This window comes from Micromonospora lupini (genome assembly GCF_026342015.1).
Taxonomy (GTDB): domain Bacteria; phylum Actinomycetota; class Actinomycetes; order Mycobacteriales; family Micromonosporaceae; genus Micromonospora; species Micromonospora lupini_B.
In genome coordinates this window covers 1,359,074-1,376,988 of the sequence record NZ_JAPENL010000001.1, presented here as the reverse complement: position 1 = coordinate 1,376,988, position 17,915 = coordinate 1,359,074, and the positions used below count along the sequence as shown (strand labels likewise).

13 protein-coding genes are annotated in these 17,915 nt (G+C 74.0%); 8 read left to right on the top strand and 5 right to left on the bottom strand.

Translation table 11 applies throughout. The annotated features are described in order from the left end of the window. Positions 1-56: 56 nt before the first annotated feature. Positions 57-578, bottom strand: coding sequence for a helix-turn-helix domain-containing protein (locus OOJ91_RS06350; RefSeq protein ID WP_266243505.1), 522 nt, complete (start codon positions 576-578; stop codon positions 57-59). On the opposite strand from OOJ91_RS06350, the gene OOJ91_RS06345 reads away from it, so the two are divergent. The 6 genes from OOJ91_RS06345 to OOJ91_RS06320 all read left to right on the top strand — a co-directional run bounded on the left by OOJ91_RS06345 (position 568) and on the right by OOJ91_RS06320 (position 8,633). Further along, the gene (locus tag OOJ91_RS06345; RefSeq protein WP_266243503.1) at positions 568-870 is read left to right on the top strand and encodes a DJ-1/PfpI family protein; all 303 of its coding nucleotides are present in this window, start codon (positions 568-570) and stop codon (positions 868-870) included. The genes OOJ91_RS06350 and OOJ91_RS06345 overlap by 11 nt on opposite strands. A 164-nt stretch (positions 871-1,034) precedes the next feature. Next, positions 1,035-3,701 (top strand): carboxylate--amine ligase/circularly permuted type 2 ATP-grasp protein, encoded by a 2,667-nt coding sequence (locus OOJ91_RS06340; RefSeq protein WP_266243501.1) that lies wholly within the window; start codon positions 1,035-1,037, stop codon positions 3,699-3,701. 98 nt (positions 3,702-3,799) lie between these two features. Then, positions 3,800-5,578, top strand: coding sequence for an N-acetylglutaminylglutamine amidotransferase (locus OOJ91_RS06335; protein WP_266243499.1), 1,779 nt, complete (start codon positions 3,800-3,802; stop codon positions 5,576-5,578). After that, complete coding sequence (locus tag OOJ91_RS06330) at positions 5,579-7,423, top strand: S9 family peptidase (RefSeq protein WP_266243497.1); 1,845 nt, start codon at positions 5,579-5,581, stop codon at positions 7,421-7,423. Between the two features lie 17 nt (positions 7,424-7,440). Then, positions 7,441-8,007 carry a hypothetical protein gene (locus OOJ91_RS06325; protein ID WP_266243494.1) on the top strand — a complete coding sequence of 189 codons (567 nt, stop codon included), beginning with the start codon at positions 7,441-7,443 and terminating at the stop codon, positions 8,005-8,007. A gap of 71 nt (positions 8,008-8,078) precedes the next feature. Then, positions 8,079-8,633 carry a dihydrofolate reductase family protein gene (locus tag OOJ91_RS06320; protein ID WP_266243492.1) on the top strand — a complete coding sequence of 185 codons (555 nt, stop codon included), beginning with the start codon at positions 8,079-8,081 and terminating at the stop codon, positions 8,631-8,633. Positions 8,634-8,663: 30 nt separating this feature from the next. Here the strand turns inward: OOJ91_RS06320 and OOJ91_RS06315 are convergent, their stop codons facing one another. Next, entirely contained in the window at positions 8,664-11,705 is a 3,042-nt protein-coding gene (locus OOJ91_RS06315; RefSeq protein ID WP_266243490.1) for a BTAD domain-containing putative transcriptional regulator, read from the bottom strand. Between the two features lie 59 nt (positions 11,706-11,764). On the opposite strand from OOJ91_RS06315, the gene OOJ91_RS06310 reads away from it, so the two are divergent. Beyond that, positions 11,765-12,520 carry an alpha/beta fold hydrolase gene (locus OOJ91_RS06310; RefSeq protein ID WP_266243487.1) on the top strand — a complete coding sequence of 252 codons (756 nt, stop codon included), beginning with the start codon at positions 11,765-11,767 and terminating at the stop codon, positions 12,518-12,520. Between the two features lie 32 nt (positions 12,521-12,552). On the opposite strand, the gene OOJ91_RS06305 is transcribed toward OOJ91_RS06310, so the two are convergent. From OOJ91_RS06305 to OOJ91_RS06295, 3 genes are all read right to left on the bottom strand, one after another. Next, positions 12,553-13,194: a GNAT family N-acetyltransferase gene (locus OOJ91_RS06305; protein WP_266243485.1), complete on the bottom strand. Its 642-nt coding sequence runs from the start codon at positions 13,192-13,194 to the stop codon at positions 12,553-12,555. Between the two features lie 166 nt (positions 13,195-13,360). Further along, the gene (locus OOJ91_RS06300) at positions 13,361-13,816 is read right to left on the bottom strand and encodes a hypothetical protein (protein ID WP_266243482.1); all 456 of its coding nucleotides are present in this window, start codon (positions 13,814-13,816) and stop codon (positions 13,361-13,363) included. Positions 13,817-13,910: 94 nt separating this feature from the next. Next, positions 13,911-16,991 (bottom strand): AfsR/SARP family transcriptional regulator, encoded by a 3,081-nt coding sequence (locus OOJ91_RS06295; protein ID WP_266243480.1) that lies wholly within the window; start codon positions 16,989-16,991, stop codon positions 13,911-13,913. Between the two features lie 175 nt (positions 16,992-17,166). On the opposite strand from OOJ91_RS06295, the gene OOJ91_RS06290 reads away from it, so the two are divergent. Next, positions 17,167-17,910, top strand: a complete 744-nt coding sequence (locus OOJ91_RS06290) for an AfsR/SARP family transcriptional regulator (protein WP_266243478.1) — start codon at positions 17,167-17,169, stop codon at positions 17,908-17,910. Positions 17,911-17,915: the final 5 nt, after the last annotated feature.

Below are 17,915 nucleotides of genomic sequence, written 5' to 3'. Positions count from 1 at the left end.
ATCACCCACCCGCGACCCTCGCCGGGAATGCTCACTTCGGCGGACCGAGCGTCGGTTCAGGGTGTGAAGGCCCGCCGGTACGCGGTAGGGGTGGTGGCGAAGGCCCGCTGGAAATGCGCACGCAGGTTGGTGGCAGTGCCCAACCCGGTTCGCCGAGCGATCTCGTCGACGCTGATCCCGCCGTCTTCGAGCAGCGTGCAGGCGGCGCGCATCCGTTGCTGGATCAGCCAGGCACGCGGGCCCATCTGGAACCGGTTCCGGAAGGCGCGGTGCAACGTCCGACTGGACATCACCGCCTGCCGGGAGAGGTCCGCGACGGTGATCGGGCGATGCAGGTTGTCGCTCGCCCAGGCCGTGACAACGGCCAGCTCGTCGTCCTCGACCGCCACGGCGGCCGGAATGAACTGGGCCTGGCCGCCCGCTCGGTGCAGTGGGGTGACCAGGTGACGGGCCCGCTCGATGGCGACCGCCTGTCCGTGGTCGCGGCCGACGAGGTGGAGGCACATGTCGAGGCCCGCGGCGAGGCCGGCGCTGGTGACCACCTGACCCTCGTCGACGTACAGCGCAGTGGCGTCCACGAGCACCCGGGGGTGTTCGCGGGCAAGCGCCTCGGCGTGCGCCCAGTGGGTGGTCCTCGCGGCCGCCGGCCTGCTGACCGGCCGCCGGGCGACCACCAACCGCGACGCGTACGACGAACTGCGCGCCTACGACGTGACAGTCCTCGACGAGCGCGTGGTCGACGACGGCGACCGTGTCACGGCTGGCGCGCTCGCGGCCGGGCTCGATCTGGGACTGTGGCTCACCGGACGGGAACTCGGCGCCGCCACCGCCGACCGTGTCGCCGCGACCATCGAGTACGCGCGGGCCTGAGGCTGACGGCTGGTTGTCCGAAGGGGATCAGCGGTCACTCGCACAGTCAACCCTCTGGCCGGCAGAACGGTGCGTCACCTTAACGCGCCGGAAACACCCCCGGTACCAAGCCTGGGAACGCTCGTCGGACAGTCGAGACCACCGACACGCGAACCGGGGTGACCATGGCCGACAACACCACGAACGCGGCGACATTCGACGGGCCGGTGGGCCGGTCCGGCAACGGCCGGGCCGTGCCGACGTCCCGTCCCGCACCGGCGACGGCGGTGCAGGACGACCCGGCCGACCTCGCCACCATCGGCGTGGAGGAGGAGTTCCACGTCGTCGACCTGCACACCCGGGAGCTGGTGCCCCGGGCCGGGGAGCTGCTCGACCGGCTGCCGGCCACGTCGTTCACCGCCGAGCTGCACCGCAGTGTGGTGGAGACCAACACCGCGGTCTGCCGCACCCTGGACGAGATCCGCGCCGAGCTGACCCGGCTGCGCCAGTCGGCGGTCCAGGTCGCCGACCGGGCCGGGCTGGGCATCGTGGCGGCCGGCACGGTGCCGCTGCGCGCCGACGGCGACCCGAGCGTCACCCCCACCTCCCGCTACCGGCGGATGCTCGACGAGTACCAGATGCTCGCCCGGGAGCAGTTGATCTGCGGCGCCCAGGTGCACGTCGGCGTCTCCGACCGGGATCTGGCGGTGGCCGTCACCAGGCGGGTCCAGCCGTGGCTGCCGGTGCTGCTCGCCCTGTCCACCAGCTCGCCGTACTGGATGGGTCAGGACAGCGGCTACGCAAGCGTCCGCTCGCTGGTCTGGCAGCGGTGGCCCACGGCCGGTGACCCGGGCGAGGTGACCAGCGCCGCCGACCACGAGGCGCTTGTCGCCGAGCTGATCTCCTCGGAGACCATCACCGATCCCGCCATGATCTACTTCGATGTCCGGCCGTCGGCGCACGTCCCCACCGTGGAGCTGCGCATCACCGACGCCAACGCCGACGTGGAGACAATCGTCCTGCTCACCGGGCTGTTCCGGGCGCTTGTGCGCCGGGAGGTCGCCGCCCTGCGCGCAGGAGTCGAGCGCACCGCCGTCCGGCCGCCGGTGCTGCGCGCCGCCGTGTGGCGGGCGGCCCGCTCCGGGCTGGAAGGCGACCTGCTCGACCTGCCCCGCTCGGCCCGGCCGGTGCCGGCCGCCGAGGCGGTGCGCCGCCTGGTGACCGACCTGCGCCCACAGTTGGAGGCGACAGGTGACTGGGAGCAGGTCCGGGAGCTGACCCGGTACGCGCTGGAACGCGGCAGCTCGGCAGCGCGGCAGCGGCGGGCGTACGAGCGGCGGGGCCGGCTTGCCGACGTGGTCGACCTGCTGCTCGACGAGACCCGGGGTCGGGTGCGTACGCCCCTGCCCGGCACGTCCCCGCCGCCGGCGCTGGCCACGTACGCCGACGCGGGTGACGAGGTCTTCGGCCTGGACGGGCCGGAGCCGGCGTTCCGTCCGCTGCTCGCCGCCCTGCGCACCCTCGGCGCCGCCGGCCTGCGCCAACGCGAGCACGACCGGGACGAGGAGCAGCGCGCTCGGGGCGTGACCTTCAGCGTGGCAGGTGAGGCCAGCACGCGGCTCTTCCCTGTCGACCTGGTGCCCCGGGTGGTGCCTGCCGACGACTGGCGGGCGCTGCGGACCGGCCTGGTGCAGCGCGCCCGCGCGCTCGACGCGTTCCTGCGCGACGTGTACGCCGACCGGGCTGTGGTGGCCGACGGGGTCGTGCCGGCCTGGGTGGTGGAGTCCTCGCCGGGGCTGCGCCCGACCGGTGCGCTGATGGGCCGGCGCGGCACACGCGCCCAGGTGTCCGGAACCGATCTCGTCCGTGACCCGGATGGCGGCTGGTTCGTACTGGAGGACAACCTGCGGGTGCCCTCGGGTATCGGCTACGCCGTGCAGAACCGCCGGCTCACCCGAGCGGTGCTGCCCGAGCTGCCGGTGCCCGACGACCTGCTGTCCGCCGATGAGACACCAGCGATGCTGCACCGGGCGCTGCTCGCCGCCGCGCCCGCCGCCGCCGCCGACCCCGCAGTGGTGGTGCTCAGCAGCGGCCCGAGCGACCCGGCCTGGTTCGAGCACCGGCTGCTCGCCGACGAGATGGGCGTGCCCCTTACCGAGAGCAGCGACCTGCTGGTGTCCGACGGCCGCGTCCACCTCGTCCGGGCGGGCCGCCGCAGCCAGGTCGACGTGCTCTACCTGCGGATGGACGAGGAGGCGTTGCTGCACGCCCCGGGCGCCGACGGCGTGCCGCTGGGCTGGCCGCTGCTGGCGGCGGTGCACGCCGGGCGGCTCACGCTTGCCAACGCGCTTGGCAACGGCGTGGGCGACGACAAGGCGCTGTACGCGTACGTGCCCCGGCTCATCGAGTACTACCTGGGGGAGAAGGCGCTGCTCGGGGACGTGCCGACGTACCTGTGCGGGCTGCCCGAGCAGCGCGCCGAGGTGTTGGGCCGGCTCGACGAGCTGGTGCTCAAGCCTGTCGACGGGTACGGCGGGGACCGGGTGGTGATCGGCCCGCGCGCCGAGGCGGAGGAGCTGGACGCCGTCCGGGAGCAGATCCTCGCCGCGCCGCACCGGTGGATCGCCCAGGAGGTGGTGGCGCTGACCACCCACCCGGTCTTCGACGGTACGGCCCTCGCGCCGCGCCACGTTGACCTGCGGGCGTTCGTGTTCCTCGGCGAGACTGCGGAGGTGGCGCCGGTGGCGCTGACCCGGGTCGCGCCGGCCGGCAGCATGATCGTCAACTCGTCGCGGGGCGGTGGGTCGAAGGACACCTGGCTGCTCGGTGGAGCCGGTCGACCCCCGGTGTAACTCACGCTTGACGCAGATGTCATCGGGACGCAACCCGGTCCGCCAAGCCTGGACCGGTCAGCGGCCCGAGCGGACCGAGCCGATGAGAGGTGTGTGCCATGTGCGGTATCGGAGGCGAGTTCCGCCTCGACGGGGCGCCACCGGACCTGGCGGCGCTGGCGCGGATGCTGCCCGTCCTGTCCTCCCGGGGCCCGGACGGTGAGGGGAGCTGGCAGCACGGCCCGGCGGCGCTCGTGCACCGCCGGCTGCGCATCATCGACCTGTCCGACACCGGCGCGCAGCCGATGGTCGATCCCGAGCTGGGCCTCGCCCTGGTCTTCAACGGCTGCATCTACAACTACCGGGAGCTGCGCGACGAGCTGACCGCCGCCGGCTACTCCTTCCGGTCCACCTCCGACACGGAGGTGATCCTCAAGGCGTACCACAGGTGGGGGACGGCCTGCGTCGAACGCTTCTACGGGATGTTCGCGTTCGCCCTGGTGGAGCTGGCCACGCACACGCTGGTGCTGGCGCGCGACAGGCTCGGCATCAAGCCGCTCTACCTGGCCGAGACGCCGGGCCGGATCCGCTTCGCGTCGACCCTGCCGGCGCTGCTCGCCGCCGGTGACGTGGACACCGACCTCGACCCGGTGGCGCTGCACCACTACATGAGCTTCCACTCGGTGGTGCCGCCGCCGCGCACCATCCTGGCGGGCGTCCGCAAGCTGCCCCCGGCCACCGTGCGTGTCGTCACCGCCGACGGCCGCAGCACCGACACCGTGTACTGGCGGCCGGAGTTCACCCGCGCCGCCGCGCCTGCCATGTCCGCCGACGAGTGGCAGGAACGGATCATGGCGGCGCTGCGGACCGCCGTACGTCGCCGGATGGTCGCCGACGTGCCGGTGGGCGTGCTGCTCTCCGGGGGCCTCGACTCCAGCCTGATCGTCGCTCTGCTCGCCGAGCAGGGCCAGACCGGGCTGGCCACCTTCAGCATCGGCTTCGAGGCGGCGGCGGGGGAGAGCGGCGACGAGTTCCACTACTCCGACCTGGTGGCCCGCGAGTACGGCACCGACCACCACCAGATCCGCATCGGCGCGGCCCGGTTCGTGCCGGCGGTGCACGAGGCCATCGCGGCGATGAGCGAGCCGATGGTCAGCCACGACTGCGTCGCGTTCCACCTGCTCTCCGAGGAGGTGTCGCAGCGCATCACAGTGGTCCAGTCCGGCCAGGGCGCCGACGAGATCTTCGCCGGCTACGACTGGTACCCGCCGATGGCGAACGTGGCCCGCGCGGACGCCGTCGAGGCGTACGCCCGGGTGTTCTTCGATCGTCGGCACGACGCGCTCGCCGGGCACCTGGCGCCCGAGTGGATGCTCGACCACGACGCGAGCCTGGAGTTCGTCACCGCCCACTTCGGCGCGGCGGGCGCGGACACCGCGCTCGACGCGGCGCTGCGCCAGGACAGCCTGGTCATGCTCGTCGACGACCCGGTCAAGCGTGTCGACAACATGACTATGGCGTGGGGGTTGGAGGCGCGGGTGCCGTTCCTCGACCACGAGGTCGTCGAGCTGGCCGCCGCCTGCCCACCGGCGCTCAAGCTGGCCCAGGGCGGCAAGGGCGTGCTGAAGGCCGCGAGTCGGGGCATCGTGCCCGACGAGGTGATCGACCGGCCGAAGGGCTACTTCCCGGTGCCCGCCATCCGGCACCTGTCCGGCCCGCTGCTCGACGACGTCCGGGACGCGTTGACCGCGCGCCCGGCGCGTGAGCGCGGCCTGTTCCGCAAGGACTACCTGGAGGAGTTGCTGGACGCGCCGAACGCCCGGCGGACCACGTTGGGCTCCAACGCGCTCTGGCAGCTCGGGCTGCTGGAGCTCTGGTTGCAGCGGATCGGGGTTTAGATGAGCGTACGCACGCAGGCGCCACGCACCACCCTCCTGGCCCACCTGACCGCGCACCGGTCGGTGCCGCCGCTGCCGGCCGGCGAGGACTTCGCGCCCGCGCCGTCACCTGACGGCCGACGGGTGGCGTACCTGTCCGACCGGGCCGGCACCCCTGCCGTCTGGGTGCGCGACGTCGACGCCGCCGAGGCCGTCGCGCTGCCCAGCGGCGACGAGCCGGTGCTTGCGGTGAGCTGGTCCCCGAACGGGCAGTGGCTGGCCTGCGTCGTCGCGCCCGGTGGCGCTCCCCGCACCGAGCTGTGGGTGCTGCGCCCGGACGGCAGGCAGCGCCGCCAGGTCGCCGGGTTCGGCAGGCGCAGCGCGGCCCTGTCCGGTTGGCTGCCCGGCGGCGCGCTGATGGCTGTCACCGAGACCGCCGAGCGGGGTGCCGCCGTGCTCGTCGACGCCGGCACCGGGCACCGGCGGGTGCTCGCCGAGGACGACCTGCTCACTCTCCTGGACGTCAGCCCGGACGGCGGGTCGGCCCTGCTGCGGCGCGGTCCGCGCAACGCCCGCTGGCTGGAGCTGCTGGACGTGGCCACCGGCGAGCGGGTACGCCTGCTGCCGGACACCGGCCGGGGCAGCACGGACCAGGGCTGGTTCGGCCCCGACGGGACGAGCGTGCTGGCGCGTACCGACGCGTTCTCGGAGCTGGCCGCGCTTGTGCGCGTCGACCTCACGCGCCCGGCGCTGCCCCCGACGCGGTTGGCCGCGCGTCCGGACGCCGAGTTGGAGCACGTCGCGCCCAGCGCCGACCGGCGGCGTGCCGCGCTGCTCTGGAACACCTACGGCGGGCGCAGCGAGCTGAGCCTGCTCGACCTCACCAGCGGCGTGCAGCGGGCCGTCGCCGCCCCGGGGGAGGTGATCGACGGCGCCGTCTTCGCCGCCGCCGCCGACCTGCTCTGCGTCACCGCGCAGGGGCCGGTGCAGCCCCGGGAGGTCTGGCTCGTCGATGTGGCGACCGGGACGCCCCGCCCGCTGCGGCCGGACACCGGCGCCGCGCGTACGGGCGACAGCGGTGTCGCCCCGCAGCTCGTCGACCTGCGCGCCCGCGACGGGTTGCCGCTGTCCGGCTGGCTCTACCGCCCGCCCGGTCCGGGCCCCTGGCCGACGGCGATCAGCCTGCACGGCGGTCCCGAGGCGCAGGAGCGTCCCGGCTACAACCCGCTGTTCCAGGCCCTCGTGGCGCAGGGCGTCGCGGTGTTCGCGCCCAACGTGCGCGGCTCGTCCGGCTTCGGCCGCACCTTCGTCGCCGCCGACAACCTCGCCGGCCGGTACGGGGCCATCGCGGACGTGGCCGCGTGCGCCGACCACCTGGTCGACAGCGGTGTCGCGATCCCGGGTCGGCTCGGCTGCCTGGGCCGCTCCTACGGCGGCTACCTCGTCCTCGCGGTGCTTGTGAACTTCCCCGGCCTGTTCGCCGCGGGTGTGGCCGAGTGCGGCATCTCCGACTTCCGCACCTTCTACGCCGGCACCGAGCCGTGGATCGCCGCCGCCGCCGTCAGCAAGTACGGCGACCCGGTGCGCGACGCCGACCTGCTGCGGGACCTGTCGCCGATGACCCGCATCGACCAGCTCGACGTACCGGTGCTGCTGATCCACGGCGCCAACGACACGAACGTGCCGGCCGGTGAGTCGGCCCAGGTGGCGCAGGCCCTCGCCGCGCGGGACGTCCCGCACGGGCACCTCGTGCTCACCGGCGAGGGGCACGACTTCCTGGCCCGCGACAACGCCGAGACGGCGCGTACGGCCACCACCGCCTGGCTCTCCCGGCACCTCGCCGTGACGGCGGCCCCCGTCGGCTGAGGCGTTATCCTGCGCCCGTGGACGTTGCGGCGCAGGGTGAGCGGCTGGCCGCCGACCTGGGCCGGTGGCTGGCCGAGGTGACATTCGTCGACCTGGACACCGACGAGGTGACCACGCGGATCATCGACGCGGTGGCGCGGTGGGCGCAGGCGCAGGGCTGGCGGGTCTACCGGCGCGCGCCAAGCGTCGTACCGCTGCCGCCGCCGATGCAGCAACGGCACTCCGTCCTCGACGTGGCGTGTGCCCGCCCGGACGGCCCGCCTGTGGTGATCGAGGTCGACCACACCGACCGGGCGCGGACGGTGCAGAAGCTGACCGCCGAGGCGGACGCCGGCCGGATCCCGATCTGGGTGCGCTGGGGCGTCGGCCGCTTCACCGCGCCGCCACCGCCGGTGCGGATGGTGACAGTCGAGGTGACCCGCCGCGCCGGGCCCGCCGGGCGTGGACGCCTGCACAGCCGCACCGACGACCGGCCCGCGCCGGCGCACTCGACAGGTGGCGGCACGGCGGCCCCACAGGCGCTGCCGATTCCGCTGACCGAGCCGGTTTCGGGCGCGGCCGAGGACGCGGGTAAGGGCACCTGAAGCGAATCGTAAGCGGAGGCCGGCAGTGTTCCGGGTGTCAGCAGGACACGACAGACACCCAGGAGATTCCGATGCGCAAGCTCATCAACTCGACCTACATCACCCTCGACGGCGTCATCGAGAACCCGGTGTGGACCGGCCCGTACTTCGACGAGGAGTCGATCGTCGTGGCCGGCGGGCTGACCGACGCCGCGGACGCGATGCTGATGGGTCGGGCCACCTACGACGGCATGTCCGTCGCCTGGCCGCAGCAGGACGAGAGCGACCCGATGACCGGGGCTGCCTACTTCAACAACGTCAAGAAGTACGTCGCCTCGACCACCCTCACCAACCCCACCTGGAACAACACGGAGGTGCTCCAGGGCGACCTGGTCGAGGCAGTCACGGCGCTCAAGGCCCAGGACGGCAAGAACATCATCCAGTACGGCTTCGGCTCGGTCACCGCCCAACTGATCACCGCGGGCCTGGTGGACGAGGTCCGCTTCTGGATCCACCCGGTGTTGCAGGGCACGCCCAGCCTCACGGTGCCGCTGACGGACTTCCAGACGGCGTTCGACCTCGTCGACACCCGGGTGCACAAGAGCGGCGTGATCGTCGCCTCGTACCGGCCGAAGACCGCCGCCTGACCACCGCCTGACCACCGCCTCGCCGTCGCCTCAGAGCTGAGCCCGGGCCTCGCCCGGGCTCAGCTTCGTACCCTCGTCGACGAGCGCGTCGAAGCGCTCCGGCCCGAGGGCGGCCCGGACGCGTCCGGTCACCCGGTCGACCTCGTCGCGTTCGGCGGGGGCGGCCGGGGCATCCAGGGCCAGCCGGGCGGCCGCCGCCACGCCGAGCAACCGGGCGGCGGCCTCCGGCGCGCGCACCGCCGACGCCATCCCCTCAAGCGCGGCGACGCCGTCGCGGGGCGAGGCCATCGCCTCGGCGGCCTCGTACGCCTCGACGTGCAGGGCCAGCGCGGCGTCCGGGTCGCCGGCCTGCTCGACGGCGTACCCCAGCTCCACCAGGACCATCGGCAAATAGAGCGCGGGCCGCGTCTCGCCGCGCCCCCGCTCGGCGAGGTGGGTGAGGTGGGTGAGGGCCAGGTCGAGCTTGCCGTCGCGGCGAGCGGCGAACCCGAGGCTCATCTCGGCGAAGACCAGCGCGCCCGGCGCGTCCTGCTCGACGGCCAGCCGGTACGCGCGCTCGGCCAACTCACGCCCCTGCGGGTAGTCGCGGGTCTGCACCGCCAGCCAGGCCAGCCAGGACAGTTCGGTGCCGACCTGCGGCCACAGCTCCAACTCCTCGGCCCAGCGCAGCCCCTCGCGGTGCAGCTCGACCGCGCGTTCGTGCTCGCCGCGCATCTCGGCCAGCCCACCCACCCACTCGGTCGCCTGGAGCCGTCCCCACCGGTCGCCGAGGTCGGCGAACAGCGCGGCGCTGCGCGTCGAGGCGTACTCAAGGGTGCTCTGGTCGCCGGCGGCGTGCGCGAGCATGGCCCGGGAGGCGAGCACCGCCGCCTCGGTCCACGCGTCGGCCGGAGCGCTGGGCAGCAACTCCGCGGCCAGGGCCAGTTCGCTGTGCGTGATCACCGCGTGCGCCGCGAACCAGGCGCCTCGGCCGTCCGGGTCGTGTGCCAGCGCGGCGCGGATGTCCCCGGGCGCGACCGCCTCGCCCCGCAGCAGCGCGAAGCCGACCCGCCACGGCGCCGCGCGGAACTCCTGCGCCGGCTCGCCCGCCACCGCGAGGGCCCGTCGTGCCTCGGTGAGCCGGCCGCGCAGATACCAGTACCAGCTCAGCGCGACTGCCAGCCGCAGCCCACCGCCGTGGGTAAGCGCCGCCCGCAGGTTCGCCGTCTCGGTGTCCAGCAGCGCCAGCCACCGCCGCTGCTCCGCCCCGCGCAACTCCGGGTCGGCGCGTTCGGCCAGCTCCGTGTAGTAGGCGGCGTGCCGCGTCCGGACCTCGTCGGCGTCGGCCAGCCGGTCCAGGCAGAACGCGGCGACCGATTCGAGCAGCCGGTAACGCGGACCCGCCGGGGAGTCGTCAAGCACCACGAGCGACCTGTCCACCAGCCGGGCGAGGGCTTCCAGGTCGGTCTGGCAGACCTGTTCGGCGGCCTCCGGCGTGCAGCCGTCGCGAAACACCGCGAGCCGGGCGAGCACCTCCCGGTCGGCCTCGTCGAGCAGGTCCCAACTCCAGCCGATCACCGCCGTCAGTGTCCGCTGCCGCGGCGGCGCGTCACGCTGGGACGTGGTGAGCAGCCGGAACCTGTCGTCGAGCCGGTCCACCACACCCCGCAGGCCCAGCGCGCGGACCCGGGTCGCGGCCAGCTCCAACGCCAGCGGCAGGCCGTCCAGGCGACGGCAGAGCTGGGCGACCGCCGGCGCGGTGTGCTCGTCGAGACGGAAACCGCGGTGCTGGGCGGCGGCGCGGGCGGCGAACAACCGGGCCGCCGCCGAGCGCCGGACCGCGTCCGGGTCGCTGTCCTGCGGCAGCGACAACGGGGGTACCTCCCAGAGCAGCTCCCCGGTCAGGCCGAGTGACTCCCGACTGGTGGCCAGCACGCGCACCCCTGGCGCGTCGCGCAGCAGCCGGGCCACCAGCGCGGCGACCGGCTCGATGACGTGTTCGCAGTTGTCAAGCACGAGCAGCAGGTGTCGCTGCCGCAGCGCCGCGACGAGTCGGTCGGTGGCCGACTGGCTCGTGCCGGCGGCCTCGCGGGCGTCCAGCGCGCCGAGCACCTGCTCGGCGACGCCCGGATCGCCGGCCGGCAGCGGCGCCAGCTCGACCAGCAGGACGCCGTCGGGGAGCGACTGGGTACGGGCGGTCTCGGTGGCCAGCCGGGTCTTGCCGACACCGCCCGGCCCGATAAGCGTGACCAGGCGCTGCGCGGGCAGCAAGGCCCGCAGCTCGGTGAGCGCCTCGGCCCGGCCGACCAGCTCGTCGAGCTGGGCGGGCAGACTGTTGCGGATGATCGCGGCCTTCGGCGGCGCGCTCAGGCCGGCGTCCTGTTCGAGGATCCGGCGGTGCAGGGCGACAAGCTCGGGGCCGGGGTCGAGGCCCAGCTCGTCGGCGAGCCGGTCCCGCAGGTCGGCGTAACTGTCCAGGGCCTCGGACTGGCGACCGGCCGCGTACAGCGCGCGGAGCTGCACCGCCCGCAGTCCCTCGCGCAGCGGGTGCCGGGCGACCAGCTCGGCCAGGTCGGCGGCGACGAGGTCGTGCTCGCCCCGGGCCACCCGGGCCTCGGCGAGCCGCTCGTGCACGGCGAGTCGCTGCTCGGCGAGGCGGGTGGCCTCCGCGCGGACGAACTCGGCGTCGGCCACGTCGGCGTACGCCTCGCCGCGCCACAGCGCGAGGGCCTCGGTCAACCTGTCGACGTCGGTGTGCCGGGCCAGCTCGGCGAACCGGTCGGCGTCGACGGTGCCGGCCCGCAGCAGGTAGCCGGGTGCGCGGGACTCGACCAGGTCGCGGGCGCCCGGCTCGGCGTCGTTGAGCGCCTTGCGGAGCTGCGACACCCGCACCTGGAGGGCGCCGGAGGGGTTGGCGGGGGAGTCGTCGCCCCACAGGTCGTCGATGAGCCGGTCGGCGGAGACGACCTGGTTGCGGTTGGTCAGCAGGTCGGCCAGGAGGGCGCGCACCTTGGTGCCGGGCACCACCACCGGCTCGCCGGCGTCCGTGGTGACGGCGAGCGGCCCGAGCACCCCGAACTGCACGGCGGACATCCTAGCGCCGGTAAGGCGACCTGAAGCATTCCGTAAGCGCGCCGGCGCACCGTGTGGGCATGGAGATCTATCACGAGACACATGGCAGTGACGAGGGCCGACCGCTGGTGCTCATCCACGGCGCGCTCTCCGGCATCGGCACCTCGTTCGGCACGATCCTGCCGGACCTGGCGAAGTCCCGGCGGGTGATCGCCGTGGAGTTGCAGGCGCACGGCCACACCCCGGACGTCGACCGGCCGCTGACAGTGGAGCACTTCGCCGCCGACGTGGTCGAGCTGCTCGACCGGCTGGGTGTCGAGCGGGCGGACGTGTACGGCTGGAGCATGGGCGCGGCGGTGGCGCTGCGCCTGGGCACCGACCACGCCGAGCGGGTCGGGCGGCTGGTCCTCGCCTCGGTGAGCTTCGAGGACGCCGGCCTGCACCCGGGGCTGCTCGACGGGATCCAGGATCTGCAACCGGAGCACCTGCACGGCTCGGAGTTCCACGAGGAGTACCTGCGGACCGCGCCGGACCCGGCGGGCTGGGCCACCCTGGTCACCAAGATGAAGGTGCTGGACGCGAACCTGCCGCGGTGGACGCCCGAGCAGATCCGGGCCCTGGCCGCGCCCACCATGATCGTGCTGGCCGACTCGGACATCGTCCAGCCCGAGCACGCGGTGCTGATGTTCCGGCTGCTCGGCGGCGCGGTGCCCGGCGACCTGACCGGTCTGCCGGCCTGCCGGCTGGCCATCCTGCCCGGCACCACCCACACGACGATCCCGCAGCGCGCCGACTGGCTGGCCCCGATGATCGACGAGTTCCTGAGCGACGGGTGACGCCGGCCGTGGGCGGTGGGTGCCTGAGGTGGCTACCTCTCCAGGAGCAGCGCCTCGGCGCCCACCGGTCGAAAACCGGCCGCCTGGAAGGCCCGCACACTGCGCGCGTTGCCGGCGGCCTGCTGCGCCCAGACCGGCTGACCCTCGGGCACCAGATGTCTGGCGGCCGTCGCCAGCGCCCGGCCGAGGCCCCGGTGGCGCACGTCCTCGTCGACCTCGATCGCCGCCTCCCAGCGACCCGCCACCCCACGGCCGAGAACGACCACGCCGCCGTCGGCCGCCCAGACGCGGACGTCGTCACGGCGTTTGCGCGCCCGCGCCTCCCGGGGATGGTCGGCGTCGGAAAGCTCGCGCAGCGCGAGCGGGGGAGCGCCGGTGAGCGGGGACGCGACGGTCAGCAGGTCGATCGTGTCCGTCGACCGTCCGGTGCGGTCGAGCAGCGCGCCCAGGAAACGCGGATTCATCGTGGCCGCCAGACCGTCGCAGTCGAGTGCGGCCAGGGTGTCGCGGACCCAGTCGGGGTCCTCGTCCGTGAACACCACGGAATGCGCGGTGAAGGCGATGACTCCGGCGTCCCGACGGCTGTGCTGCGCCACGATCGTGGTCCCGCCGTCCGGGGGCGGGAAGTGCCCACGTGCCGCCGCGTCCAGGACATCGGCCAACGTGCCACCCACTGTCGTCGCCTCCCCGTTGCGCGCCAGCGTCCATTCTGACCGGTCCGAGGGGAAGTTCGCCGCCCCGTGGTGCTGGCGTGCGGCCGGAGAACCGGGGCCGGCGAGCGAGAGCCGCTCCAGGTCGGCGATGTGGGGGTTTCCGGTGCGTGGACCGCGGCCTTGCCCGTCAGGAGTGTTCGGATCTGCGCCGGACCGCCGCAAGCATTCGGCGTACGCCGAGCACGTGGCCACCCGAGGTCAGCAGGATCTGTCGGTAGAGGCGGCCGGCCAGGCCGGGGAAGACGGCCCTCGTCTCGGCTCGCAGCCGGGACCGACCGGGACCGTCCGCGTCCAGGCGGAAGATCAGCGCGTACGTCGAGAATCGATGGCTGCCCCGCAACGCCAACTCCTGACCGGGGAGCGCGGTCGCCACGTGGAAGCCGGGGATCGTCGAGCCCTCGACGAGTGGCCGGGGCCCGGACGTGACCGGGTCGGCGGCGCCCACCAGGCGGGCGTACCCGCTCGTGCCGGGCCGCGAGAAGGTCCGCTCGACGACGTCGGTGAGGTGCGGCCAGACCTGGTCGGTCTCCGCCGCGATGAGCGTGGCATGTTCGTCCAGGTGAGGCAGCGGGTCGATCTGCATCGGCGCCTCCCCGCGTCACAGTCCATTCTCACCCACCCGGGCCGACGTGCGCCGTCCCTGCTCCTGGCGGACTGCCGACGCTTCAGGCAGATCCCTAGCAGGCCGGCCGTAGCAGCGGCGCGGGATCGGCATCACCGATCAGTTCCCGCGCCTGCCGGGCGAGCAGGTGGTGCTGGGCCGCGCGGGCGAGTTGTTCGCCCATCCGGGCGTGGCGCGCTGCCTCCTGCTGCCGGTTGGCCGCCCGGTAGGCGCTCGCGAGGCCGAGGTGGGCGTTGACCTCGGCACGGCGGTAACCGATCTCCCGGCCCAGCCGCAACGCCTGGTGCAGCAGGTCGAGCGCCGACTCCGGGCCGTGCAGGCCGAGCATGGCGGTACCCAGGGTGGCCAGAGCCTCGGCCTCGACCCGGCGTCGACCTATCGCGCGGGCGATGGTGAGACACTCCTGGGCGAGGCCCCGCGCTTTGACGTGGTAGCCGAGGTCGACGTACGCGGCGGCGAGCTGGTCGAGGTCCGTCGCGACGCCGTAGCTGTTGCCCACCTGCCGCCGGATCACCACGGCCCGGGTCAGGTGCAGCACCGCCAGGCTGGGTCGGCCGAGCGCGCGCAGGCCGACGGCGAGGTTGTGCAGGACGTTGGCGATGTCGTTGAGCGGCTGTTCGGCGACGGCGAGGGACGTGTAACCCCGCATCGCCGCCTCCTGGGCCCGGACCGCGTCGTGGACCTGGTCCAGCTCGAGCTGCACGACACCGAGGTTGACGAGGCAGCTCCACTCGGCGTGCCGGTTGGCCATCTCGCGGTAGAGCCGCAGCGCCTGCGCGTAACACTCGCCCGCCTCGGAAAGCCTGCCCTCCTCCCGGTGCACGATGCCGAGATTGTTGAGAACGGCGGCCTGCCCGGCACGGTTGCCCAGCCGCACCTGGATGGTCAGCGCGGTGTGGAACCGCCGCCGGGCGTCGCTGTAGTCGGCCCGGCTGGCGCTCAGCGTCGCGAGGCTCGACTGCATGGCGGCGACCCCCTGGTCGTCGCCCGCGAGCTGGGCCTGGGCCAGACCCAGCTCGACTATCGAACGCCATTCGCCGTGCGCCCCGGTCTCCTGCAGGTAGCCGCGCATCCGGTCGGCGAGATGCCAGGCGATCTCGCGGGGGCCGTGCTGTGCCGCGTGCCTGATCGCGGCGAGCAGATTGGCGTACTCGGCCTGGAACCAGTTCGGCGGCTCGGGTTGCCCGGCCTCCGTGCTGGGCCGGACCGGCCCGGCGGGTCGAGGGAGGAACGCCATCCGGGGGTAGCTGCGCCGCGCGAGCGCGTCGGCCGTGGCCAGGTAGCTGTGGAACAGCCGAGTCAGGGCCGCGCCGCGCTCGTCGGCGGTGTCCTCCGCGCCTGACTGCTCGGCCGCGTACCGACGGATCAGGTCATGGGTGACGAATCGGCCATCCCGGGAGGGGCGGACCAGATGGCTGCTGGTCAGGGTGCGCAGCACCGCGTCCGCTGTGGGCCAGTCGACGTCGGTGAGCGCCGCGAGGTCAGCTGTGGTGAAGCAGTCGGTGGGCGTCGACCCGAGCAGCCTCAGCGCTCGCCGCTCGGCGTCGGCGAGCCCCTGATAGGACGGTGCGATCGCCGCGCGCAGCGCCACACGTGGGTCGCCGGGCACCGACAGCTCGCCCAACCGGTCGCCGTCGCGCAGTCGCCGCACGTACGCGCGGTCGTCGGTCGGGCCGGCCGTGGCCAGGTTGGCGGCCGCGATCCGTAGCGCCAGCGGGAGGTAGCCGCAGAGCGCGGCCAGGTCGCGCACGACGTCCGGCGCGACGGTGATCGCGTGATCGCGGAACACAGCGGTGAGCAGGTCGACGGCGGCCTGCGGGCTGAGCGGATCGAGATCGACGGCCCGGCCACCGTGCAGCGCCACCAGGGCGCCGAGCGTGCTGCGGCTGGTCACGAGCACCGCGCAACCGCCGCCGCCGGGCAGCAGCGGCTCGACCTGCTCCGCCGAGGCGGCATCGTCCAGGACGACGAGGATGCGGCGGTCGGCGAGGGCCGCTCGCAGCGCGGCGGCGCGGGCGTCGGCCGAGGCGGGTTGGGCCGCACCGCGCACCCCGGAGTAGGTGAGCAGCTCGGACAGGACGTCGAGAGGGCGGGCCTGTTCCTGCTGGCCGCGCAACCGGACGTACCACTGGCCGTCGGGGAACTCGTCGGCGAGCTGGTGACCCAGGTGGACGGCGAGGGCCGTCTTGCCGACGCCCGGGGCGCCCGAGATGGACACCAGGGGCAGGCGCCCCTCGTTGGTGGCCGTGACGATGGACCGCCGGATGGCGTCGATCGCGTCGGCGCGGCCGTGCAGCACACCCGCGTCGGCCGGGAGCTGGAACATCGGTGCCGCCGCCGGCGCGACTGTCGTGTTCGCCGCGGTCGGGCGCCAGCTCAGCGTCGGGTCGGCGCGCAGCAGGCGGTCGCGCAGCTCGCGGATCGCCGGCCCGGGGTCGACGCCCAGCTCGTCGGCGAGGATCGCGGCGAGCTGCTGGAAGGCGTCGAGGGCTTCGGCCTGCCGCCCGCTGCGATACAGCGCGAGCATCAGTTGCGCCCAGAGCCCCTCGCGCAGCGGGCTGTGCCGGGTCGTCCGCCGCAGCGCCGCGACGATGTCGGTGTGCCGGCCGAGGATCAGCTCGGCGTCGAAGTAGACCTCGGTGGCCCGTGCCCACCGCTCGGTGAGCGCCGGCACGTCCTCGCGGTGCAGCACCTCGGAATCGACGTCTCCCAGCGGGTCGCCGCGCCAGAGAGCGAGGGCCTGCCGAAGCAGGTCGGCGCGTCGTTGCGGGTCGGCGGCGAGGCCGGCAGCCACGAGAGCGTCGAAGCGGGAGAGGTCGAGGGCGGCCGGGGGCACCTCCAGGACGTAGCCGCTGATCCTCGTCGCGATCAGCTCGCCCGGATGGTCCTCGATGGTCAGGGTGCTGCGCAGCCGCCGGACCAGCGAGTGCAGCGCGGCCCGCGCGTGGGTGGGCACCCGGGTGCCCCAGACCCGGTCGACGAGAGCCGGGACGCTCACCGTCTCACCCCGGTTGAGCAACAGTGTGGCCAGCAACGCCCGCTGCCGGTTGGCCGGGACGTCGATCGTGCGGCCGTGCCGGGCGACGCGCAGCGCGCCGAGCACGGCGAAATCCCACTCCACGACAGCCCCCAGCACCGGCCGACCGGACGCCCTGCGACATCGACCGAGGGCGACGGTAGCACGACGGTCCGACAGGACGGCCCTGAGCGCGACACACGGTGACCGCGCCGGTACGCGGCTCGTGACAGCGCGATGACAGCGCTTCGGCGACGCCGGCTGCGACCGTTCGGCCGGCGACGAGGAGGAGCAGATGACGCAGATGGACTTCCGCATTCTGGGGCCGATCGAGGCCGTCCGTACCGGTCAGCCGGTACGCCTGGCCGGCCCGCAGCAGCGCTCGGTGCTGGCCGCGCTGCTGCTGGCACGCGGCCGGATGGTGTCGGTGGATCGGCTGGTACGCCTGCTCTGGGCCGAGCAGCCGCCGGCGACCGCGCGTACCCAACTGCGCAAGCGGATCTCCGAGTTGCGCGCGGCGCTCGGGGCCGACCGGATCCGCTCCTGGCGCGACGGTTACGCGGTCCGGTTGGAGGCGGGCGAGCTGGACCTCGACCGGTTCCTCGACGAGGTGCGGCGAGCCGGGGTGCTGCGCGACGCCTGCCGGCCGGCGGAGGCGTCAGCCGCTCTGGCCGCGGGTCTCGGCTGGTGGCGCGGGCCGGCGCTGGCCGACGGCACCGACGAGCTGACCGACGCGGAGGCGCCGCAACTGGAGGAGGCGCGGCTCGCCGCGATCGAGCAGCGGGTTGCCGTGCGGTTGGACCTGGGCCAGCACCCGCAGGTGATCGGTGAGCTGATCACGTTGGTACGCCGGCACCCGTTCCGGGAGCGGCTGCGCGGGCAGTTGATGCTGGCTCTGCACCACAGTGGACGTACCGCCGATGGGCTTGGTGTCTATCGGGACTGGCGGGCCGAACTGTCGGCGCAGCTCGCCATCGAGCCGGGGCGGGAGCTGCGGGACCTGCACCGCGCGCTGCTCGGTGGGGATGTCCGCTGCTGAGCGTG

Bases quoted from the DNA above. Each gene is read 5' to 3' on its own strand.
- OOJ91_RS06290 (WP_266243478.1), top strand. From the start codon at position 17,167: ATGACGCAGATGGACTTCCGCATTCTGGGGCCGATCGAGGCCGTCCGT.
- OOJ91_RS06315 (WP_266243490.1), bottom strand. From the start codon at position 11,705: ATGTCCGCCGTGCAGTTCGGGGTGCTCGGGCCGCTCGCCGTCACCACG.
- OOJ91_RS06330 (WP_266243497.1), top strand. From the start codon at position 5,579: ATGAGCGTACGCACGCAGGCGCCACGCACCACCCTCCTGGCCCACCTG.
- OOJ91_RS06335 (WP_266243499.1), top strand. From the start codon at position 3,800: ATGTGCGGTATCGGAGGCGAGTTCCGCCTCGACGGGGCGCCACCGGAC.
- OOJ91_RS06340 (WP_266243501.1), top strand. From the start codon at position 1,035: ATGGCCGACAACACCACGAACGCGGCGACATTCGACGGGCCGGTGGGC.
- OOJ91_RS06310 (WP_266243487.1), top strand. From the start codon at position 11,765: ATGGAGATCTATCACGAGACACATGGCAGTGACGAGGGCCGACCGCTG.
- OOJ91_RS06300 (WP_266243482.1), bottom strand. From the start codon at position 13,816: ATGCAGATCGACCCGCTGCCTCACCTGGACGAACATGCCACGCTCATC.
- OOJ91_RS06320 (WP_266243492.1), top strand. From the start codon at position 8,079: ATGCGCAAGCTCATCAACTCGACCTACATCACCCTCGACGGCGTCATC.